The following is a 21717-nucleotide window of genomic DNA, read 5'->3' as shown; positions in this document are numbered from 1 at the left end:
AATAAAATTTAGGGTGAATAAAATTAATTTCAAATTGTAATTGCAAAATCAGCAGTTGGTTATCAGTTTACGGATGATTATTTTAATAATTTACCAATATGAATCCTGCCCAAAAATAGGGATTGCCATATTTCTCTTTTAAGCCCATTTGTGCTTTTGTAAATGCAGTCGGGATATCATATTTTTGGTAATCCAATAGTGATAAAACTGTTGCATGAGTTCCTGAGTTTGAAAATCCTGAACTTCCCATAAAGACATGATGATTTTATCTACACCGGCAATTTGAAAGGCTCGTTGTAAGCCAAGTACGCCTTCATTGCCGTTTATATCACCAAGTCCTGTTTCACAGGCTGACAATACTACCAGTTTAGTATTGCTCAAGTCCATCTGGCTCACTTCCAATGCGGTCAGCACCCCATCATTCGTGTTTAGAAATTCTTGTGGACCTGATTTCCAGGCATTGTATCCGTTTGCAAGAAGCAAGCCTGAGCGCATCATGGGCATTTTTTTAATGGCTTGAAATGAATCTTTAGTATTACTTAATTTATTAAGTTGTTCTAAAGAAATAAAATAGCCATGGGTTGCAAGGTGTATGATATCTGGTGATTTTTTGCCTTGCCCCAATTTATTAAATTGTGCTTCAGTTGCTTTTGAACCTAAATAGGCATTTACCTTTACACTAGATTTTTTTAATAAATTGCTAATTAGTGTAACTTCAGTTTGAGTGTGTTTTAAATCTGGCCATTCTGAAGCATTCGATTTGTTAGATTTAAATGCCGGCATTGAACGACTGGCTAATGCTCCTTGCAGTGTCGGTTGGTTATTCGTGGCAGTGTCTTTTTCCATGTAATTGATTCCACCAAACAATTGTGCATTTTTAAGAGGGCTTGCTTTTGTATGAATATGCATAAGATCCCTGCTGGATGCCAATTGAATGACTTGGTAATTTTGTCCAAAAACTTTAGTATCTGCTGTTGGAATTGCTTGAATGTTAATTTTATGCAGCCCACCAGTTGGAGCATAGTATATGGTCTGTACATTTTTTAAAGACGGCAACAGAGGTTGAATTAAAAATTGAAATAAATAATTGCCATTCGCTTCTTGTATGGGTTCAAACCCTCTGGCCGCAACACTGTAAACGGCATTCACATAATCCGCTTTAAGAATCTCGTTCTTGGGAAAAAATTGGGTAAATTTATATTCACTCCCAAGTTTTATCATTACAGGAGTTACAGAGTTTGCATTAAATACAAATGCAATAAATTGAAGACTGTCAACTTTTAAATCATTGGAAGTATTAATTAAGGATATTTCAACCACAGATTCACCAGTGTTTAATTTGGATTTAATTTCACTAAAATGTACATTTTTTGTAAAGCGTTCGTAACCTGAGAGATTTTTGCATAGACGTTGTTCTAATGCTTCGATCGTTTTATTTATACTTGTGATATAGTCTTTATTAGGCGTTTGGTTTAGAAATTCTTTAATGGATAACTTGCAGTAATATTTAATGCTATCATATAATTCTTGATGAATTTTATATTTCCCTACCAAGCGTTGAATTTCTTGTTGGTAATTCAGGCTGAATCCCTTGTAAAATAATTCGTTATCATATGCTTCTACGAGTAGTGCTTTTTCTGGTTTAGGACAATTCAGTAAGAACGCATTAAATAAATTGATCCCTCTTTTGAATGTTTTAATGAAACCATCTACTTCAGTAGGTGCTAAATACTTGAATGAGTCGTATATGATCTGTTTGCGTAATTTACTTGCTTCAACAAAGAGCTGAGTTGCTTTATCATATTGTTTCATGTTGGTATAGAGCTCAGCCAAATTGTCAAGAATCCATAAATAGGTTTTATTATAGTTCCCAAAATGTGTTTCGTAGTAATTTTTTACCTGCAAAAGCGTTTTTTCTGCTTTTTCATACTGTCCTGTTCTAGTATATAATAATCCTAAATTGATGGAAATAAAGGGAAATTTCATTTCATGGTTCTTGTTAGTACTAAGGCTGATTGCTTTTATATAAAGCGATTCTGCTTTAGCAAACTGTTCTTTCATTAGGTAGAGGCTTCCCAATCTGCTTAAATTCTCAGCGATTGTATAATGACTCAAGCCATAAAGTTGTTGACGTAGTATATTGCTTTTAATTAACAGGACTTCCGCTTCATCCCATCTCTTTTCATTGTAGCAGATGGTTGCAAGAATTTCCAGGCATTGTATGTATTCTGGTCCATTCATCATTGCATTTGATTCGAAATTGAGTTTAGCATCCATTGCCAGTGTTTCTGCAATTTCCCGTTTTCCAAATGAATTGTTTAGGGAGGCAAGACTGCAAACGATACTATTGTACACGATAGAATGTACTAGATTATTTTCCTTTGCAATTTTAATAGCATTCGTTAGGATGTTTTCGCATTGATTTAAATCTCCAAGTTCGCGATACAGCTTTGCCTGGATTTTTGAAAGCTGCAAAAAGGCAATGCTATTCAATCCAAAGACCTGAGTGCAGGTTGCCTCAGCAGCAAGAAGCTGAGATTTAGCCGAATCGTAATTCTGAAGCGCTTGATACGAGCTTGCTAAGCCAATTTGTAGGTGATATTTTTCTATTGGGTTTTTTTCAAAGTAGGTCTCGAATCGCTTTTGGGTAACGAGTAGGGTATATAAAGCCCTCTCCATTTGGTTTTGGTCACGAAATAATTCGGCTAATTTTAATTGACAAGTTATCCATTCAGCGTGCTCAGGGTATAATTTTGGTACTATCTGGTTTAATGTAAGTTCGAAGGATTGAATCCAAGCAGTATCATTGGTTTTATTATAATTGAGGATGGTTTGTAATTTTAATGCAATCAGGCTGTTGATAACTGATAGAGGAGAGTTTGATGATTTTACTTCAGACATTAGTTCGTTCAGGCCTACATGGGCCAAGCTGAAAGCATTTACTTGTATTTGTAATTGTATTAATTTTAATTGTAAATAGTATTGGGATTGAATGTCCATTCTACAAAATGCCTCTTGGGTAATAAAATGATTTAAAATTGCTTTTGCTTGTTCCCATTTACCCTGATATTCCAGTAAGTACGATGCTTTAACTGATTCTGGCAATCGTTCTGATTGTAATAAGTCCGTATTGTAAGCAACATTTAAATACGTGAAGGGTGTGCTGGAGTCAATTCCAATTTCTTTAGATGTGCTTAGTTTATTTAAGCACTCAATTAGTTTATCTTGAGCGATTGCACATTCTGCTAGGATCAGGATGCAAAGTGATAAAATAATTTTCTTCATGGTTGTAAAATTTATATTTCAAAGGTATGCTGTATAAAAGGCCATCCTGAAAATGTAGTTTTGGGATTCACCTGGAATAGAGATAATTTGAAATCAAATAGTTATTTGTACATACTTTTAATAAGGAAGCAGTTAAATACATTAATGGTAAAGACTATTTGTATTGTATTCAAATTAAGTATATTATGCTATAATTTGTGGGCTGTTTCCGGATTGGTACGGAATTGAAAATCTGATTACAGCGTCAAAATTCTAAATGCTTCTTTTGCTTTTTAAAATACTACTAAAGAACCATTTTGAGCAGTTTTATTGATTTTGTGGAATCATTTCAATACAAATATTCGTTAACAGTTTAAATGAATTTAAAAGCATGAAAGAAGAACAACTTATTCAGGAACTACGCGATGGACAAGACAGGGCATTCAGTTTTTTATTTCGCGAACACTTTGCAAGTACCTTGCATTACATCACCAACAACAGTGGTACGCGTGAAGACGCAGAAGATGTTTTTCAGGAAGCTTTGATCGTTTTGGTAAGAAAGTTACGGGAGCAAACATTTGAGCTTAATGTGAAAGTAGCCAGTTATTTGTATGCTGTTGTTACAAAGATGTGGTTGTATAAACTCAGAAGTCGGCGTGGAATTTATGAAGATTCTGATTTATTAGACAATCACATGGATCCGAATAATTATTTTGAGCAGAGTGATAACCAGGAGGCTCAGTATGCAATTGTAGAGCGTACAATGACCTTTCTTAAAGAAGAATGTAGAGATATGTTGAAATTGTTTTATTTCGAACGGAAATCAATGAATGAAATCGCAGGTGTATTAGGCTATTCTCAAGATTTTGTAAAAGTTAAGAAGAGTCGGTGTATGAATGAACTTCGGAAAAAACTACTTCAACATGAAGAATTCCAGAATTTAGTTAAATTATAATCACATGATGAAATCAGAAATTAATCAATTGGATTTGTTTGATCAGTACCTGTCCGGCACCTTGGATGAAAATCAGAAGGCTGCATTTGAGGAGAGACTTTTAGTGGATGAGGAATTTTCTCAATCATATAAATTATTTAAACAAATGGTTGCAGGAATTCAGTATGCTGAAGAAAACAAGATGAGGCGACAAATTCGTGGAATCATAAATAAAGAGAAAAACTATTTTTTTACACATATAACCCTAAAAAAAATGAAAAAGTATTTTAGTCTTCAACTAGCGGCCGCCGCTGCGGTGCTTTTGTTATTGTCAACCGGGATTTACTTCTACCTAAATAAAGGAGATTTGAGTCAGGAATCTTTTGCTGAGATCCAAAAGATGGAAATTCGTGATGTGAATGCCTATATGGAACAATTACATGCTCCGGGCTTCGCCAAAATGGATGAAAGTCGTTTAGATAGTTTGCAGGCTGCGCTTGAATTGTTTGAACTTGGTAAAATCAAAGAAGCAAAAGTATTATTCAATTCGTATTTAAAGCTTTACCCTGATGATGCCCTGGCAATATTTAAAATGGGAGAAATTGAAATGAGCGATCAAAATTATGATAAGGCCATTGAAAATTATAAAATGATCGTTCACCTCAATGATTTTGAACTAAAGGATTATGCCCAATTGCATTTAGGACAATGTCTAGTATTGTTTGATGGTAAACAGTCAAAACAATTGGCTATTAAATATTTTAAGATGGTATTGGATCATCCCAATAACAGATTGCATCCAGTTGCCAAAGCATATATTGAAATGAACCAGTAATTTTTTTAATTAAAAGTATATGTACTTCAGAACCTTTGTTATTCTAATGAACATTTTTTTCATGATTCCGAGTATTCATGGAAATGAATTGAAAATCGAAACAGCCAAACGTGTGCTGGATAAGTTGTATCAGGCCAATGGGAATCTGATTTTCATTAAGCCGGGAATCCGGATATCGGATAAAGAGTTTGCAGTAGCCCAATATTTAGCCGGTGAAAATGTCATTATTCTGGAGCGAAAGTTGCTTCAATTGTGTTATGAGTTTGGTACGGATTCGATGAATGCACTTGCGTTTGTTTTGGGGCATGAGTTGATGCACTGCAGCTCAATTCAAAGCAAAACCAAAAATTACAAAACCAATTTTTTAGCCAGATCTCATGAGCATACAACTCCTGATGAGGACGAGCGAATGGCAGATGTGCAAGGCCTGTTTTCCTGTTGGCTTGCAGATTTCAATGCATCTGCCATACTTCCGGATTTACTGACAAAAATTTATTCAAGTTATGGTTTGGAACAGAAGTTAAAGGGATATCCTTCATTGAATGATCGAATGAAAACTTCTTATGAGCTTAGCGATCAGGTTAAATTAATGATACAGCTATTTGAAAATGCATCGTATTTAATTGCAGCAGAAGAATATCAATTGGCACGAAATTCATTTCTATACTTGGAAACCTTCTACCAGAGTTATGAAATTTACAATAATATTGGAATTTCTTATTTGTTAGAAGCATTGGAATTACAGGACAAAGAAACAAACTTTATTTATCCAATTGTAATTGATCCAACAAGCCGTTTGAGTAAACTTAATACTGCAAGGGGAGCGCAAGATGCTGCTGTTGCAGCGAAGCGATTGGATTATCTGATAAAAGCACAAATGTATTTTAACAAGGCTTTACGACTCAACTACAACTATTTTACAGCAGAGCTCAATCTTATGTGTGTTCTAGATTTAATAGGCAATAGTAAAGAAGTAATTACCAAATTTAAAGAAACGGAATTGGCAAAGCGCAAACTGATGGGATTAATTTCAGGATTTGAGTTCAATCAGGGAAGGGCTGTTTTAGCCTTGGCTTATTTAAAATCGAATCAAAGCACGGAAGGCATGGCACTTTTAGATAAAATTATCCGATTTTCTGCGGATAGTATGTTGGTCAGGCAAGCCAGGTGTAATAAAGATTTGCAATTACAAAAGTTCTGTTCCATACAAGTCTCAAAGTTAGATCCTCAGTTAATCAATTCTAAAAGATTGGTGGATGGAGTAAAGCTTCACAGACAAACTTATATAGGCAATCAAATCAAGTTGATTGATCAATATGAAGTTTCTATTAAGTCCCTGCCAGAATCCACGATCTATGTTTATTCAAAAAACAAACAGGTTCAATTTGTACTGCAACGAGTTGAGAAAGGAAGTTTCTACAATAAATCAGTTAAATTAAATGTTGGAAACGCTATAGTAAGAGCAAAATCAAATTCAATCTGCAACTATAAAGACAACAAGCTGATTCTTCTGGTAAACAATGAATCCAATCGAGTCAAAGAGGTCGTGTATTATAATTCCTTTGGAGGTTAAGAAAATACTTAACGAAGGTACAAACGACTTGAATGCTGATGTGATCCGGAATGGACATGAAACAGATAAACGCCTTCAATAAGTGTTTGCAATGAGATGGAGGATTCTAATTTTCCGGATTGGATTTGCTGTCCATTCAATGCAGTCAATTCATACGTATAGTTTGATGGATTTTCAAGTCCTAAAATAACCAGCGTGTTTGCCAATTGAACTGCTTTAAATTGTTCAAATGGATTCACTACATCCTGTGTCGAAGTTGGAATTTGAAAAGTAACCGTTTTTAAACTTTTAACCGTATTGTCCTTGCTTTTATCTCCATCGCCATTTGCAAGCATGCCGGTAAAATAAAAAGTAAGCTTATTATCAGTAACACTCGCAGGTGCTTTCCATTTAAAAGTCCAGTTAACCTGACCGCTATTAAAATTTTTTGCTAAGGCTTGGCGTGCATACGTTCTGCCGGTTGTATTGTCTTTGGACACATTTACTTCAGCATTTCCTGTGAGTGTACCGGTAAATTTATTGTTGATATCTAAAGAAGTAAGCTGGAATCCGGATCGGATGGCATCGGCACTGTTGGTAAGTGTAAGATTGTAAACCTGGTCTGCTAATACCGTATCCGGAATGCCACCAATAGATACAACACCTGTAAAGGATCCTCCTGAATGACATCCGGAAGGCATACAGGAGGTTTCACCTGGAGCTCCCGTATTTCCTAGAGGTGGATTTCTTGGTTCAGGTAATGAGCTTACAAACAGTTCGAAAACTGCAACACAAGCTATCAGGCTTATGGATGTCGTACGTTTCATTGAATGCATTAACTTGAGTAATTCTATAGCAATACGCAGAATGTCTAGTTCTGGTTGCTTTTAAATTTTATTCTTCTTTAATTGAAACACCCGGGATAAGTTAAATCCGAATTGGATATCTCCATCCAACCAGGAACCATTTTCTTCATTGATGTAAGCGCGTTCATTCATTCCGGTTGCATTTGAAAAATGCAGTTGAAATACGTGGCCACCCGTTTCTATGTCCACACCAATTGATAAAGGATTGTTAGAATAATCTATTGGGAAACTATTAAATGGCAGGGAATAGTCAATTACAACGGCCATGCGTTTCGTGATTTTACAACGTGCACCAGCGCCAAGGGCATAAAGATTATTTGGAATTAATTGGTTGTCAACAATGTTGTCATGAACAAGGGTCGGACTTAGCTGAACCGAAATACGGTCATTTATTTTTCTTCCAATGACTACTTGATGATAATAAGAAAGTCTTCTTGCAAACGTAACTTTTAATTCAGGATCTACTAATGGGTTTTTTAAACCGTTGCGTATAATTCCGGAAGTCCAAATGACACTCAATGGAAATGATTTTGCGCCTGTAGATTGCCAGAATATCCGGTAGCGTAAAAAACCATCCAACTCTTTTTTAAAGGTACTGCGTCCAATTCCAACAGTCATGTTTTTAGTGATACCATAATCAAATCCCATGCGCATGCTTGCCTGATCCAATCCAAAAAATTCCTGATATCCTTGATTCACTGGACCAAAGCGGTGTAAAATTCTAAAATCCAACACACCGGCACCAAGCATCTCCATACTGTGGCTGTTGATGACTCTTGGAGATTTAAATGCATTGGTAACTTTAATATTTTCTGGATCAGTATTTCCCAAAGCATCCAATAAATCTTGAGAGCATAAGTTGGAAATATTAAATAACAATATAAAAAAGGCAAGTACTAATTTTTGCATAAAGAAACGGTTGACGTTTTAAATTTTTAATTTTCAGGTCTAAGCACTATTTAAAGAATCGATATAAAAAACACATTTTAAATTACTGCTAATTTATAATTTGTTCAGCAACTAATTTGGATGTAAGCTGCGCCCATGTTTTGTTATTGCAATTCGTCCCGCGAGTACGCGGGATGTACGCTTCGCTCCCATAATTCGTAATTCGTAATTTGTAATTCGTAATTATTAATTATTCTTCGCGCCATCCTGGACCCACTTTTTAATTTGTTGAATTTTACAATCCGGAAGTTTATTCCCATTTTTTGGCATATTGACGGTGTTGCCATCGCGGATTATTGAACTAATTAAAGATCCGTCTTCAACCGTTGTTCTGACACCATTGAAATTATTGTAATCAACACCACCCTGAGGTCTTGGTCCTGCATGACAACCATTACAATAAAGATCTAAAATTGGTTTAACTACACTGCTATAGCTTACAAAACTTGTATCACATGCTTCCACCATACAAATTGCATTCTGTGCTCCTTGTTCTATCCAAAGCGAAATCGTGGTAATTTGTTCTTTGCTCAACCTGTCATAGGGTTTTGGAGGCATTGGACTAAAAGGACTGGTGATCACTTTGTACAATTCACTTTTGCGATACGAACCGGGTTCAACCATTCGTAAGATATCGTTGTATTGGGTCAGGTCATAGCCTTTTTCATAAGTTGCTGGATTATGACATCCTTCACGGGCGCAGGTCGATACGATCAATGGCAAAACTTCTTGCTCGAAACAAACTTCTCTACCATCTGAGATATATTCATTTGTACAAGATGACAAAAAAACAATTACAGATAGGAATGGAATAAATTTATTCATAAACTGAAAATGCATAATTTAAGCTTGCAAATATAAGGAGGGGCCAGAAACATCGATAAATTGCTTGTTAAACCAACAAAAATACCTCCCGAAGGAGGTATTTCAGTAGCTGAACCAAGGGCTTATTTTAATTCTTTTACAAAAACGCCATTTTCATCAAATAAGAGCAATTTTCGCTTTCCATTGAATGTAAGGGCAATTACAAACTTACCATCAGCCGTTACACCTGCCCGTTCGATGAGAGCCCCTGCGTAATTTGTGTCAATGTAACTTGTAATATCTGCTAATAAAGTTGTGATATCCACGGCAGTTAAATGCTTACCGGGGCCATGTTTGCGATGCATTTTCGGGCTTAATTCCGTTACAAAATTCCCTCCAGCATCAAATAATAACATTTTTAAGCTGTTATCAGCTAATTGAATGATAACAACAAATTTGCCGTCTCTTCCAGTGCCTGCCCGTTTAATGCTTGCTCCAGGATAATTTGCAGCAATATAGTCTGTGATAGCAGGCAATAATGAATCAATTCGAAGCTTACGGCATGAACTGTCCCGGTCCGGACGATGGCGTTGACCTAATTCATAGGCATTTGTGGTTTCTCCGGTGTTTAAATCGGTAACCTCAATACCTGTTAAGGCTTGATCGAAACTGCTTAGATCCGTAGGGTCCGAATCTTTTTGGCATGAAGCCAGCCCTATGGCACAAAGTGCCATTAATCCCATAATTTTTTTCATGGTGGATAAATGTTTAAATTAAAAAATAAAAATTAGTATAGGTAACTGTGTTTCAATAATCTCAAAATGTGTTCTGAATTACATTACGAAGAGTTGGATAGAAAAGTATGTATAGGGTTTAATCGATCCATAATAATTTATTTAATTTCAATTTTACACCCAACCAGGCAACCTATTTCTTCGTAATTTCGTAGGATTAATTAATAGGATTCAATACGGACCGATTTGGCCAACGAAGAGTTACATATCAATCCGCCTGATTTGGATGAATGGATTCAGTTAAGTATTGCGCAACATCCCCTGGGTCAAAGACGCCTTTATGAGCACTTTTTCCCATATGTTAAGAGTATTTGCCTGCGTTACACATCCCGATTGGAAGATTGTGAAGAAGTCATGGACGATTCATTTATTAAGATGTTCAAAAATCTTGATAAGTATGATTTTTCCAGGCCATTTAAATTTTGGTTGCGAACGGTTGTGGTAAATACGGCAATTGATTTTACAGACAATCCACTGTAAAATTCAATCTCAATCCATAGATGATTTTTATGAATTGAGTATTGAAGATCATACCATCAGCAATATGTCCGTAAATGAAATTATGGCCGTAATTCAAAAATTAAGTCCATCCTATCGTTCTGTTTTTATGTTGTTTGTTGTTGATGGCTATAGCCATAAAGAAATTGGAGAGTTACTAAATATTACTGAAGGTACTTCCAAATCCAATCTGGCTAAAGCGCGAATGAAATTACAGGACATGTTACAAAATGAATATTCAAAAAATTCAGGAATTCCTGAATTAAAATTAAGCTTACCATCAGAAATATGAAACCAGAAGAATTTGACCATCGCCTGAATCAAAAACTAGATGAACTCCATCCGGTATTTGAAGAAAAAGACTGGAATCGCTTTTATGCAAAATACCAGTCCCAGTCAACTCAAGCGGAAGCTAAGTCTTCAAATCGAAAATACCTGTTGCTTTTATTATTGCTGTTGTTTTCAATAGGAGTGGCCTATCAAATGAATGCATTCCAAATGCTGAAAGGGTTTTTAAAGATTCAAGAACCGGTAGTTTCTCCGATTCTGACAGAGACAAAGCCTTCCTCATTGGAACAACAAAATGTACAAGAGATCCAAGAAGCATCCGCCGTTGGAAAATTAACAGAGACCAATAAACAAACTTCTTCTGTATCAGGTAAAATGTGGGATGCATCTTCTCAACAAAATCAGACGGTTGATAAAAAATTAAAACGCAATCAATCCACTCAATTTAGCCAAAATCAAAATGTAGATTTAAATAATTTAAGAAATACCACAAATTCGAATAATAAATCATCACAAACAGCTTCAGGAATCTCATCCAATGAAAGCTTCTCAAACAAATCTGAAGCATTGTCCCAAACTAATTTCACAGGTGAAGCGGTTATTATGGGTACTGGAGACATTGAAAAAACAGCTACTTCTGAAAACGAAATTCAACAAGTAAGCGAAGTGGTGTTTTTAGATAATTTGGAATTAAATCCTTTAGAAAATGAGTTTAAACCAAAACTGAATGCTAAGTTTATTAAAGCAGTTCACAGCTTTAAATATTCAGTAGGAGCATTAGCTCTTCTTACAGAAAAGCATTTTAATCAAGGCATTGCTTTTGAGTTGAAGACTAAAAAGTACATTTCATTTAGTACTGGCTTGATGCGCCAAGCGTATTTTGAACAATCCTACAGCGATACGTATTCTTTTTCCGAAACCACTGCAGATGAATTTTCTGAATTAATTAAACCACGTCATAGCCGTTCAGAGAATATTAGAAATATAAGAATCAATGCAAATGAATGGTTGTTGCCACTTCAATTGAAATATTATCTACCGTTTAGCTCAAAGTATGCAGCCTATTTTTCAGGTGGAATCCAATTGACGCTTTCCAGTCGGGTGCGCATGGATTTTGATTACCTTTCATACGTAACCCAACAAGAAATGTCTGAGAATGATTTTGATCAGGCATCCAATAGGGCTACATTAATTAATCAATTTAATTTAGGAACCGGCATTCAAAGAAGTTTTAATAAATTGAATTGTCAGTTGGGAGTAAACCTTCAGAAAAACAACAGCAATCAATCATTTATTAACAAATACGAACCAGGCATTCAATTAGCCGTGTTTTATAAGATTTAATTGAATCTTGATAGCTGCCGCATACAAACTTGCTTATTTTTTTAAGCAACTCATATACTAAAGTAATTTAGACGATGATGTACATTGCAAAGTGTATTCACATAATTTTATTGAACACTTAAATTTAGGATGTAGACAGGTCCTAAGATATTTTTAGTAAAAGCTAACTTTTATTTTTAAATGCAGCAATTGCATTTTTACTAAAATCAGATAATACCAATTGACCACTGATAGCTGCACGGTCTAATAGTTTTTGATCCCATGACGGACAATCTTCCCAAAAGATTTTTTTGAGCTGACGCAATGCTTCTGGATTGTAATTCAATAAGGTTTTAATAAATTGTTCTAAATAATTGTCCAATTGTTCGACTGATTCAAATACTTCAGTATAGAGACCTTTATCTTTTGCCCACTGAGCTGTTTGCCATTCAGACGGACTCAATGCCATTTTTTGAAAAGCAGCCAATCCCATTTTTCGCTCGACCACCGGTCCAATAACAAACGGTCCAATTCCTACAGCTAATTCACTGAGTCGAATGCTTGCATACTGACTGGCCAATGCATAATCCATTGCAGCAGCAAGTCCAACACCTCCGCCTATGGCCTTGCCATGGATACGTCCCAAAACTGGAACCGGACAATTTCGGATTGCCAAAATAACATTTGCAAAACCTGAGAAAAATTGTTGACCGGTCTTGAAGTCTTCGATAGCTGCCAACTCATCAAAACTTGCTCCTGCACAAAAACTTTTATCTCCTTCACTGCGTATGAGCACCAGATCCACAGCAGGATTGATTCCACATTCCTGGACACGCTGGGCCAATTGTGCTAAAATTGTACCCGGTAATGAATTTTGCGCTGGATGAAAAAAAAAGGATCGTTGCCAATCGATTTTCTATCGTACTGCTTACAAAAGCTTCCATGTGCATTCAATTTTATTGTTTTGTTTTATTCCAGGAGCTAAAATCTCCTTCCGGTGTTTTATAATGTTCCGGTTTTTCCAGTAAAGGTTCGCATGGTTTTATATCCTGACGGGCATTGCGTGCTAAATCCTGATACAGTTCAGTGCCTTTTGTTTTCCAAGCCAACATATCATCTGATACCTGTTTGATGATTTTAGCAGGATTACCAACCACCAAACTTCTAGCTGGAATTTTGGTTCCTTCTTTAATAAAACACAAGGCACCAACGATGCATCCTTCTCCCAATTCAACATCGTCCATAATGACTGCATGCATTCCAATGAGACAATTTTCACCAATCGTGGCACCGTGTATAATGGCACCGTGGCCAATGTGTGCATTTTTTTTAAGAAGGGTTTGTACACCGGGAAACATATGGATCGTACAACTTTCTTGAACATTGCAACCATCTTCAATAATGATTTCACCAAAATCTCCACGAATTGCTGCAAAAGGTCCGATGTAAACTTCTTTGCCAATACAAACACATCCGGTAACAGCAGCTTGTGGATGCACATAAGCACTTGGATGTACAACAGGAATAAACTCTTTATAGGAATAGATCATATTGGAAGTATTTGCAAATTTAGCTTACATCGTGTATTTTTATCAAAAAAAACGAATGAGCAGCTATTTCACAAAAAAATGTACCGACTTTTTAAAGGATTTAACTAAAAATAATAACCGGGAATGGTTTAACGAACATAAAGAGCAATTTAAAGAGTTTGTTGAAAAACCTTTTCATGCGTTCATTGAAGAACTGATCAATCAGTTGCGTGAAATGGATCCTAAAATTCAGATTACATCTAAGGAAGCTGTATTTAGAATTTATAAAGACATTCGATTTAGCAAAGATAAAACTCCTTACAAAGAATATATGGCAGCGTTGATTTCAAAACACGGCAGAAAGGACCACAGCACACCCGGTATGTATCTTGAACTAAGGCAAGATGGGATTCAAATTTATACGGGAGTTTACGAACCAACAAAAGAACAATTGACAAATATCCGTTATTTTATTGCAGATCATCTCAACGAGTTTAATAAATTACTACAACAAAAGCCATTCATCAAACGATATGGATCGATCCAGGGAGAAAAGAACAAATTGATACCGGCGGATCTTAAAGAGGCGGCTTCTAAACAGGCATTGATATACAACAAGCATTTTTATTGCAGTTGTAAATTGGAGAAAGCCTGGATAACATCTGATAAATTAATTAAAGAACTCATCAATTGTTATAAAGATGCCAAAGCAGTGAACCAATTCTTTGAGCAAGCGATCCAGGCTTGATTTTTTAAACCCAGATATTCTTTAAATTTCAATTAGGCGTTTTAAATCTAATAAATTAAAAGCTAACAGATTTTTTTACCGGAGCTAAATTAATTAGTTTGATTAAGTTAGAAAAGGCGTATTGATAGCGTTTGGTGGAATGTTAGCATGCTATAGGATTTTTTAAAAAAAACAGCGTCTGCTTTAGATTTCTTCAGTGCTTGCAATTCGTTGGTTTAAATTTTTTTGCAGCATTAAATCACGATTTACGATGATGGCTGCATTCAATTCAAAGCCCAATATGAGGATAAGTGTGTTTAAACGCATCCAAATTAAAGTTATAATTAATGCACTGATTGCCCCGTAGATTTTGTGATACGAACTAAATCGATCTACAAAGATTCCAAATAAAATTGAGGTAATAATAGAGGCTATTGTTGCAAACATAGCACCCGGGGAGATGCCTTTAATTGGTTTTTTGATAGAGGGACCATAACGATAAACAATGGCGATTACAGAATAAAATAAAATCAGGGTAACCAGGTATTTTAAACTGGTAATGCTGATTTTAGTAAACGCATTCATTTTAAAATAATTTAAAAACTGCAGCAGTATTTTTTCTCCAAAGATGATAACAAGAACTGAAAAAATCATCAAGATTCCAAAACCAAAAGTAATTGCAATGGCCGTCAGTTGGCGTTCCAACCAATTGCGTTTTCTAAAACTGGATTTGTATGTTTTATCAAAACCTCGCATCAAAGAAAGGATGCCTTCCGAACCAAACCAAATTGCTAAAATGAAACCAATAGACAACAGACCACTTCGAGCCTGCGGACGAATGCTGTTAATCATATCAGTTACAACATATTCTTTCGCACCAGATGGAAGTATAGATAAAATAGAATGTTCTAGATATTTATAAAAATCAAGATTCCCTGGCAAATAGGCAGTCAATGTAAAAAAGAAAATCAAAGATGGAAAAAGGGCCAGAAAGAAATGGTAGGTCATTGCACTTGCCCGCGTGTTTAAATCATTTCTGCGAGCTTCCTGAATCAGGAAAGTAAAAACCTGAAAGATAGGAACGCCCCGAAATCCGGGAAATGAATGCGTTTTCGTCCAATCAAGGATTAGACCGGTTATAGGAAGTTGGGAAATCCGTTCAGCGATACTCAGTTTACTTTTTTTCAAAATAAGGATACAGTTTATCTAAAATAAATTGAGGGGTGGATATTCTTTCTTTACTTTCTGATTTTAAAAAACATAAAATGATCTGAGCGGAATTGATGCGTTCTTTTTCTTCGTTGAAAATGTTGGTATCAAAATGAATGCTGTTCTCCGGTAATTTCTGAATTGAGGTTTCAATGGTCAACAAATTATCATAATAAGCCGGACGTAAATAACGGATAGAAACTGAAACAACCGGCATAAAAATACCGTGGAGACTCTCCAGATCCGCATATGAAATTCCTAGACTTCGAAGGGCCTCTACGCGCCCTATTTCATAATACTGCATATAATTGCCATAATATACATAGCCCATCTGATCGGTCTCTGCATATCGAACCCTGAATTGAAATTGATGCGTAAACATGAATGCTTAAATTACAATTCCCGTAATACAGGACACGACATACAATGAGGACCTCCACGAGCTCTTGATAGTTCGCTAGAAGGTAAGGTGATGATGGTGTTTTCAATGCTGGCCGGATCCGTGTTCATCCTTAAAAAATCAGTAGCATGAATGACTTGATAGCCCGCATTCTTAAATGCAATTTCCGTTTTAGGATTCCGGTCATATGTAAGTGCTACACCCGGTCTCAATGTCAATAAATTGCAGCCATCTGTCCATTGTTCGCGTTCCTGATAAGGCGATTCTCCATTTCCACTCCATATAAATTGAATGTCTGGATCCAATTCAGCATGTAAAAAATCAAGGACAGAAGGGTATTCCACCATGCTGCCATCATTTCGGTGGATGGTTACATAGGAACCCAAGCCATCTTTTACAATGGGTTTATAGCCTACAAAATGTTTTTGATTGATCTGGGTAAAAATGGTATCTATGTGCATAAAGGAGCGCTCTTTTGGCACATCAATTTCTACAACATTTTTAACAATATTTTTTTCAAACAATACACGCTTTAAAGATTGCAATGCATGGTCTGTAGTACGTTCACTGCTTCCAATTAATAAATAATCTTTATGGATCATCATTAAATCCCCGCCTTCAATGGAAATGGGTTCTCCTTTTTTGGAAGGTGGAAATTCATCAACGACGTTTAGATTGATAAGTTTATTTGCTTTTGCCAAATAACTAAAAAATGGATGAGCATGAAAAATAAACCGCGTCAGTAAATTTTCACGATAGCGCACGTATTTGGATGCCTTTGTAATCACTACGTGATCGTTTACCGTCGTTGCAATGTCTCTGGTAAAAATAAAATTGGGAACCGGATCAAAAACGATTTGTTCTTCTTTCTTATAATATCCTGAAATCAAAACTTCCGATAACAATTCATGATCCAGATCCAACAATAATTTATAGGTATCTGAGGGCAATTCCTCAAAATCCTTGACAAGATTTAAAACTTCTTCTTTGACTTTTGAATCTGCATCCAGGGATTCTTTTATCAGCGTTTGGGTTTCAAGCACATGCTCACTCCCTATAAAACGACGCAATACATTCTGATAGACCCTGTGCTCGTTTTGCATAGTGGGCAAATGGACAATATCATCAAAAAGCAATTCGCCGGCACGACGAGGACTGATTCGGTCTATGCCCTCATCCGGATTATGGATAATTAATTTCTTTAAAGGCTTAATTTCGGAATCTACATAAACTGCCGGGCGCATAAAATAAATTGAACTGCAAAGGTAACGAATTCAGTCCGAAGCACTTTCCACTGAGAAATTTCACCATATTATGAATACATTATAAATAAATTTAATATTAAAATAACAGATAACCAATAAAATAGCTTTAGTATTAGCAAAACACTGGGATCAGGATGAAAGAGAAGCTTTAAAAATTCACAATAGATAAATCATCCCCTGAATCCGCAGGATGTCCACTAAGCTCCCCTAATTCTTCCCGCGGTTACGCGGGATTTCCGCCACGCTCACATAATTCTTCCCGCGAGTACGCGGGATGTACGCTTCGCTCCCATAATTCTTAATTCTTAATTGATCCAAGAACCTTCCCATTCACCCACTAACCTCTCCCAATTCGTATATTCCTTATCTTTCGACCTGATTTAAAAATTATGTCCTCAGAACGCATTTTAATCCTCGGTGCCAATGGTCAAATTGGAACCGTATTGACTCATTCGCTTCGATCCAAATTTGGCAATGATTCGGTAATCAGTTCGGACCTTCAGGCATCTAAACTGCCTTTCGGGCCACATGAAATTTTAAATGTTTTAGATAAACCTGGATTGGAAGCAGTTGTTTCAAAATACCAGATTACACAGATCTACCACTTAGCAGCAATTCTTTCAGCAAGAGGAGAGCAAGATCCTCAGAACACCTGGAAGATCAATATGGATGGATTGATGAATGTGTTAACGGTTTCGGTAGATCAGAAAATATCAAAACTATTTTACCCAAGTACGATTGCAATCTATGGGCATTCAACGCCAAAACAAATGACCCCTCAGGAAGCAAGTTTTATACCTGCAACCGTTTATGGTATTAGTAAAATTGCAGGCGAGCATTGGTGTAATTATTTCTATAACCGTTATGGCTTGGATGTTCGTTCTCTCCGGTATCCGGGAGTCATCAGTTGGCAATCAGATCCAGGTGGGGGTACTACGGATTATGCAGTTGAAATATTTCATTCTGCTTTGAAAGAAAAGAAATACACATGTTTTTTAGAAGCAGACACCCGCTTGCCAATGATTCACATGGATGATTGCATTCGTGCTACTTTGGAATTGATGGACGCACCGAAAGAATTGATTCACATACGAACGTCTTACAATTTAGCCAGCATGAGTTTTACACCGGCTGAATTGGCAGCAGAAATTAAAAAGCACATTCCGGAATTTGAAATATCCTATAAACCAGATTTTAGACAAGCCATTGCAGCATCCTGGTCAGAAAGCATTGATGATTCGGTGGCGCGTCGGGATTGGAATTGGAAGCCTTCCTATGATTTAGCTTCATTAACAGCGGATATGCTTGAGCATTTGAGAATTAAATTAAACACCTAAATTGTTTTAAATTAAACAATATGTTTGGAGATATCAGAAAGCAATTAGCAGATGAATTGCAGGCAATAGAATCAGCCGGCCTTTATAAAAAAGAACGTACGATCACATCCCCGCAAGGTGCTGTTATACAGACCAAGGAGGGTGGGGAAGTCCTGAATTTTTGTGCTAACAATTATTTAGGATTGTCCTCTCATCCGGATGTGATCCAGGCAGCAAAAGATGCTATTGATCATTATGGATATGGAATGTCATCCGTACGATTTATTTGCGGTACTCAGGATCAACATAAAGAATTAGAGAAAAAGACTGCAGCATTTTTAGGAATGGAAGATTGCATTTTATATGCCGCTGCCTTTGATGCCAATGGAGGCATTTTTGAACCCATACTTGTTGAACAGGATGCAATCATTTCAGACGAATTAAACCATGCTTCGATCATCGATGGCATTCGTTTATGCAAAGCGCAACGCTATCGTTACAAAAACAACGATATGAATGACCTGGAAATGCAATTGCAAGCCGCTTCAGGAGCCAGAAGAAAATTAATTGTAACAGATGGTGTTTTTTCTATGGATGGCACCATTGCTCAATTGGATAAGATTTGTGATCTGGCAGATCGATATCAAGCCATGGTGATGATCGATGAATGCCATGCCAGTGGATTTATGGGTAAAACCGGACGTGGGACTCATGAATACCGAAATGTTATGGATCGGATTGATATCATTACCGGTACCTATGGCAAAGCGCTGGGCGGCGCTTCCGGAGGATTTACAGCTGCCCGAAAAGAAATTGTTGACATGTTGAGACAACGATCCAGACCCTATTTATTTTCCAATACGCTTGCACCTTCTATCGTCGGAGCCTCCATTAAAGTATTGGATTTACTTTCCTCAACGACTTCTTTGCGCGATAGACTTGAAACCAATACAAAGTATTTTAGAAATGCCATGACGCAGGCAGCTTTCAACATCCTTCCAGGTGAACATCCCATTGTTCCAGTCATGTTGTACGACGCGCCCCTTGCACAAAAAATGGCAGCAGAACTCTTGAAAGAAGGGATTTATGTGGTAGGATTTTTCTATCCTGTGGTACCTCAAGGAAAAGCACGAATCCGCGTTCAAATTTCTGCCGGACATACACCGGATCATTTAGAAAAATGTGTAGCAGCCTTTACAAAAATTGGTAAGCAATTACAGGTAATTTAATTTAGATGTAAGAATGAATATTCAATCCCATCCTTCCCTAACACTTGGTTGAAACCCAGTGTTGGGGAAGGATGGAACTTTTTTTACTGCACACCAATTTGTCAATCAAAAATTTATTAACAATTTTGAAAAGACCTCTATGTGTTCAGGTGTTGTATATTTAAATAGGTACATTCCTGGAATTAACGAGCTCTGATCTAATTCAATCACCCGATCAACAATTGTTTTTTTATATACCAATGTACCATTCAAATCAAATAATGAAAACAGTATTGGATGATTCCATTCAGAAGTAAATTGGATGCGAAGTTGATTTGAATTAGGAATTTTGTGAACTGTATAATTTGTTTTTTTATTGAATGCTTCTTTATTTTCTGTGGTGAGTGCTCCTGTGGTAAATATTGAAATTTGTGGATCGTTAAGACAATATGAATTTGAATTGTATGCCAGGACTCGCCAGTAAAACACTTTTTTTGGAAGTAAATTCGTGACCAAAAACTCACTTTGAGTAGTTTTGAATTGAAATAAGTTTAGGTTGAAACCTCTGTTATGTGCTATTTCCAAAATGTAGTCAGTTGCATTAGGAGCATCTTCCCAATCAAACTTTAAACTGTCATTTCCTGCAAATTGATGTTTATCTAATGGAGCAAGATATTTGGGCTCAATGGCTTCCCCTTTAGGAGTATAAATTGTTTTTATATAATCTCTGTGTGGACTTAAAAAATCAAATAGAATGGCTTGTTTTTGGTGGGTACTAAAACTATCAAAACAGGTGATATAAGACCCAATCGTCATCGGATTGCTTAAATCAGGATTTAAGTTAAATAAATCAGGATCTTTTGCACAACCAGTATAGTTACATGGAGTGCTAGGATTCATGGCTTCTCCATAATCAGCCTCTGTATCACAAAATCCATCTCCTGCATAATTGCAAATTTGAATTCCATTACTATCAACTTTCGTGCGTGTTACATATTCCGGAAATAACATTCCCTTTCGTTGATCCAAAGTAGGAATGTTGCATTGATAGTCTAACCAATCCCCACTGGTATGGGGCAAACTAAAATAATGACCTAACTCATGACATAAGATACCTGATTCTTTTTGCACATAATGATCATCCAATAAAATGAAATCATGATTAAATGAGAAGATTGCTCCAGCTGTTGGATGAATAAAATCTGTTAAAAAAATATTGATGGCATCGTGTCGTAATTTTGTTGAATCAATGATAGCCCACAGTCCCTGACCGAGTGGATCTTTGTGAACTAAACTGTTGTTTAAATTTTCATTAATTTCTTTGATAAAAAATTGAATGGATTCATTGCCGATGCATGCATTGGTTGTACAAAAAAACTGAAATAATTCAAGATATTTAACATAACGATCCGTTCCATCTGAATTGGCAGTCAGCCAAAATCGAACAGGAATATAAACCGGCGTAGAGGCTGTGCTTGCAACGTTATTTTGCCACACCTTGCGATTTTCCAGCATGCGTTTCTTAATTTGTATTTGCATTTCTGGCGTTGTAAGGCAAGGGTGCGAACTTTGAGCAACCAACCGAAACGTAAAACAACCAAGCAAGAAAATCCAGTAAATTTTTTTCATAACAAACCGTATTTATTAAGTAACGTTTGAATGTTCAATTTGTAAATTCTAGCCTCTAGCCTTTAGCCTCTAGCCTCTAGCCTCTAGCCTTTAGCCTTTAGCCTTTAGCCTCTAGCCTCTAGCCTCTAGCCTCTAGCCTTTAGCCTCTAGCCTCTGGCCTTTAGCCTCTAGCCTCTAGCCTTTAGCCTCTAGCCTCGCCTCTAGCCTTTAGCCTTTAGCCTCTAGCTTTTAGCCTTTAGCCTCTAGCCTCTAGCCTCTAGCCTTTAGCCTCTAGCCTTTAGCCTCTAGCCTTTAGCCTCTAGCCTCTAGCCTTTAGCCTCTAGCACTC

General features: G+C 36.5%; 19 protein-coding genes and 1 pseudogene. 9 read left to right on the top strand and 11 right to left on the bottom strand.

The features are described 5' to 3' along the window. Positions 1-138: 138 nt before the first annotated feature. Positions 139-3285 carry a CHAT domain-containing protein gene (locus IPK91_05325; GenBank protein ID MBK8296694.1) on the bottom strand — a complete coding sequence of 1049 codons (3147 nt, stop codon included), beginning with the start codon at positions 3283-3285 and terminating at the stop codon, positions 139-141. A 370-nt stretch (positions 3286-3655) separates the two neighbouring features. Between IPK91_05325 and IPK91_05320 the strand changes: the two genes are divergently transcribed. The 3 genes from IPK91_05320 to IPK91_05310 all read left to right on the top strand — a co-directional run bounded on the left by IPK91_05320 (position 3656) and on the right by IPK91_05310 (position 6606). Further along, complete coding sequence (locus IPK91_05320) at positions 3656-4219, top strand: sigma-70 family RNA polymerase sigma factor (GenBank protein ID MBK8296693.1); 564 nt, start codon at positions 3656-3658, stop codon at positions 4217-4219. A 4-nt stretch (positions 4220-4223) separates the two neighbouring features. Then, positions 4224-5033, top strand: a complete 810-nt coding sequence (locus IPK91_05315; protein MBK8296692.1) for a DUF3808 domain-containing protein — start codon at positions 4224-4226, stop codon at positions 5031-5033. Positions 5034-5094: 61 nt separating this feature from the next. Beyond that, the gene (locus tag IPK91_05310; GenBank protein ID MBK8296691.1) at positions 5095-6606 is read left to right on the top strand and encodes a hypothetical protein; all 1512 of its coding nucleotides are present in this window, start codon (positions 5095-5097) and stop codon (positions 6604-6606) included. Positions 6607-6614: 8 nt separating this feature from the next. On the opposite strand, the gene IPK91_05305 is transcribed toward IPK91_05310, so the two are convergent. From IPK91_05305 to IPK91_05290, 4 genes are all read right to left on the bottom strand, one after another. Continuing rightward, positions 6615-7412, bottom strand: a complete 798-nt coding sequence (locus IPK91_05305; GenBank protein ID MBK8296690.1) for a T9SS type A sorting domain-containing protein — start codon at positions 7410-7412, stop codon at positions 6615-6617. A gap of 60 nt (positions 7413-7472) precedes the next feature. Then, on the bottom strand, positions 7473-8360 hold the full coding sequence (locus IPK91_05300) for a hypothetical protein (GenBank protein MBK8296689.1): 888 nt from the start codon (positions 8358-8360) through the stop codon (positions 7473-7475). A gap of 225 nt (positions 8361-8585) precedes the next feature. Next, positions 8586-9239, bottom strand: a complete 654-nt coding sequence (locus tag IPK91_05295) for a c-type cytochrome (GenBank protein ID MBK8296688.1) — start codon at positions 9237-9239, stop codon at positions 8586-8588. Between the two features lie 107 nt (positions 9240-9346). Continuing rightward, a complete protein-coding gene (locus IPK91_05290) occupies positions 9347-9958 on the bottom strand; it encodes a hypothetical protein (protein MBK8296687.1) in 612 nt (203 codons plus the stop codon). A gap of 225 nt (positions 9959-10183) precedes the next feature. On the opposite strand from IPK91_05290, the gene IPK91_05285 reads away from it, so the two are divergent. The 3 genes from IPK91_05285 to IPK91_05275 are packed head-to-tail and all read left to right on the top strand — an operon-like array spanning position 10184 to position 12127. Continuing rightward, complete coding sequence (locus IPK91_05285; protein MBK8296686.1) at positions 10184-10477, top strand: hypothetical protein; 294 nt, start codon at positions 10184-10186, stop codon at positions 10475-10477. Further along, a complete protein-coding gene (locus tag IPK91_05280; protein MBK8296685.1) occupies positions 10452-10787 on the top strand; it encodes a sigma-70 family RNA polymerase sigma factor in 336 nt (111 codons plus the stop codon). Before IPK91_05285 ends, IPK91_05280 begins: the two co-directional genes overlap by 26 nt. Further along, positions 10784-12127, top strand: coding sequence for a hypothetical protein (locus IPK91_05275; protein ID MBK8296684.1), 1344 nt, complete (start codon positions 10784-10786; stop codon positions 12125-12127). The genes IPK91_05280 and IPK91_05275 overlap by 4 nt, the downstream gene beginning before the upstream one ends. A gap of 163 nt (positions 12128-12290) precedes the next feature. Here IPK91_05275 and IPK91_05270 read toward each other — a convergent pair. Both IPK91_05270 and IPK91_05265 read right to left on the bottom strand, forming a co-directional pair. Further along, positions 12291-13050, bottom strand: a pseudogene (locus tag IPK91_05270) (enoyl-CoA hydratase/isomerase family protein). A gap of 12 nt (positions 13051-13062) precedes the next feature. Beyond that, a complete protein-coding gene (locus tag IPK91_05265) occupies positions 13063-13656 on the bottom strand; it encodes a transferase hexapeptide repeat family protein (protein MBK8296683.1) in 594 nt (197 codons plus the stop codon). A 55-nt stretch (positions 13657-13711) separates the two neighbouring features. Here IPK91_05265 and IPK91_05260 point away from each other — a divergent pair, with 55 nt between their 5' ends. After that, the gene (locus IPK91_05260; GenBank protein MBK8296682.1) at positions 13712-14383 is read left to right on the top strand and encodes a DUF2461 domain-containing protein; all 672 of its coding nucleotides are present in this window, start codon (positions 13712-13714) and stop codon (positions 14381-14383) included. A gap of 183 nt (positions 14384-14566) precedes the next feature. On the opposite strand, the gene IPK91_05255 is transcribed toward IPK91_05260, so the two are convergent. From IPK91_05255 to IPK91_05245, 3 genes are read right to left on the bottom strand one after another with little or no spacing between them, the layout of a single operon-like run. Then, positions 14567-15550 (bottom strand): YihY/virulence factor BrkB family protein, encoded by a 984-nt coding sequence (locus IPK91_05255; protein MBK8296681.1) that lies wholly within the window; start codon positions 15548-15550, stop codon positions 14567-14569. Further along, positions 15537-15953 (bottom strand): acyl-CoA thioesterase, encoded by a 417-nt coding sequence (locus IPK91_05250; GenBank protein ID MBK8296680.1) that lies wholly within the window; start codon positions 15951-15953, stop codon positions 15537-15539. The genes IPK91_05255 and IPK91_05250 overlap by 14 nt, the downstream gene beginning before the upstream one ends. Positions 15954-15964: 11 nt before the next feature. Then, on the bottom strand, positions 15965-17215 hold the full coding sequence (locus IPK91_05245; protein MBK8296679.1) for an arginine deiminase: 1251 nt from the start codon (positions 17213-17215) through the stop codon (positions 15965-15967). A gap of 410 nt (positions 17216-17625) precedes the next feature. Between IPK91_05245 and IPK91_05240 the strand changes: the two genes are divergently transcribed. Both IPK91_05240 and kbl read left to right on the top strand, forming a co-directional pair. Continuing rightward, on the top strand, positions 17626-18573 hold the full coding sequence (locus IPK91_05240; GenBank protein MBK8296678.1) for an NAD-dependent epimerase/dehydratase family protein: 948 nt from the start codon (positions 17626-17628) through the stop codon (positions 18571-18573). 20 nt (positions 18574-18593) lie between these two features. Next, a complete protein-coding gene (kbl, locus tag IPK91_05235) occupies positions 18594-19781 on the top strand; it encodes a glycine C-acetyltransferase (protein ID MBK8296677.1) in 1188 nt (395 codons plus the stop codon). 105 nt (positions 19782-19886) lie between these two features. On the opposite strand, the gene IPK91_05230 is transcribed toward kbl, so the two are convergent. Then, positions 19887-21389, bottom strand: a complete 1503-nt coding sequence (locus tag IPK91_05230; GenBank protein MBK8296676.1) for a T9SS type A sorting domain-containing protein — start codon at positions 21387-21389, stop codon at positions 19887-19889. Positions 21390-21717: the final 328 nt, after the last annotated feature.

The sequence above is a fragment of the Saprospiraceae bacterium genome (assembly GCA_016712145.1).
GTDB lineage: Bacteria > Bacteroidota > Bacteroidia > Chitinophagales > Saprospiraceae > Vicinibacter.
The sequence above is the reverse complement of the archived record's forward strand: the minus strand, read 5'-3'. Positions and strand labels throughout refer to the sequence as shown.

What these genes read in the sequence shown, in the direction of transcription:
- IPK91_05325 (MBK8296694.1), bottom strand. Translation starts at nt 3,285, where the DNA reads ATGAAGAAAATTATTTTATCACTTTGCATCCTGATCCTAGCAGAATGT.
- IPK91_05320 (MBK8296693.1), top strand. Translation starts at nt 3,656, where the DNA reads ATGAAAGAAGAACAACTTATTCAGGAACTACGCGATGGACAAGACAGG.
- IPK91_05315 (MBK8296692.1), top strand. Translation starts at nt 4,224, where the DNA reads ATGATGAAATCAGAAATTAATCAATTGGATTTGTTTGATCAGTACCTG.
- IPK91_05310 (MBK8296691.1), top strand. Translation starts at nt 5,095, where the DNA reads ATGATTCCGAGTATTCATGGAAATGAATTGAAAATCGAAACAGCCAAA.
- IPK91_05305 (MBK8296690.1), bottom strand. Translation starts at nt 7,412, where the DNA reads ATGAAACGTACGACATCCATAAGCCTGATAGCTTGTGTTGCAGTTTTC.
- IPK91_05300 (MBK8296689.1), bottom strand. Translation starts at nt 8,360, where the DNA reads ATGCAAAAATTAGTACTTGCCTTTTTTATATTGTTATTTAATATTTCC.
- IPK91_05295 (MBK8296688.1), bottom strand. Translation starts at nt 9,239, where the DNA reads ATGCATTTTCAGTTTATGAATAAATTTATTCCATTCCTATCTGTAATT.
- IPK91_05290 (MBK8296687.1), bottom strand. Translation starts at nt 9,958, where the DNA reads ATGAAAAAAATTATGGGATTAATGGCACTTTGTGCCATAGGGCTGGCT.
- IPK91_05275 (MBK8296684.1), top strand. Translation starts at nt 10,784, where the DNA reads ATGAAACCAGAAGAATTTGACCATCGCCTGAATCAAAAACTAGATGAA.
- IPK91_05265 (MBK8296683.1), bottom strand. Translation starts at nt 13,656, where the DNA reads ATGATCTATTCCTATAAAGAGTTTATTCCTGTTGTACATCCAAGTGCT.
- IPK91_05260 (MBK8296682.1), top strand. Translation starts at nt 13,712, where the DNA reads ATGAGCAGCTATTTCACAAAAAAATGTACCGACTTTTTAAAGGATTTA.
- IPK91_05250 (MBK8296680.1), bottom strand. Translation starts at nt 15,953, where the DNA reads ATGTTTACGCATCAATTTCAATTCAGGGTTCGATATGCAGAGACCGAT.
- IPK91_05245 (MBK8296679.1), bottom strand. Translation starts at nt 17,215, where the DNA reads ATGCGCCCGGCAGTTTATGTAGATTCCGAAATTAAGCCTTTAAAGAAA.
- IPK91_05240 (MBK8296678.1), top strand. Translation starts at nt 17,626, where the DNA reads ATGTCCTCAGAACGCATTTTAATCCTCGGTGCCAATGGTCAAATTGGA.
- kbl (MBK8296677.1), top strand. Translation starts at nt 18,594, where the DNA reads ATGTTTGGAGATATCAGAAAGCAATTAGCAGATGAATTGCAGGCAATA.
- IPK91_05230 (MBK8296676.1), bottom strand. Translation starts at nt 21,389, where the DNA reads ATGAAAAAAATTTACTGGATTTTCTTGCTTGGTTGTTTTACGTTTCGG.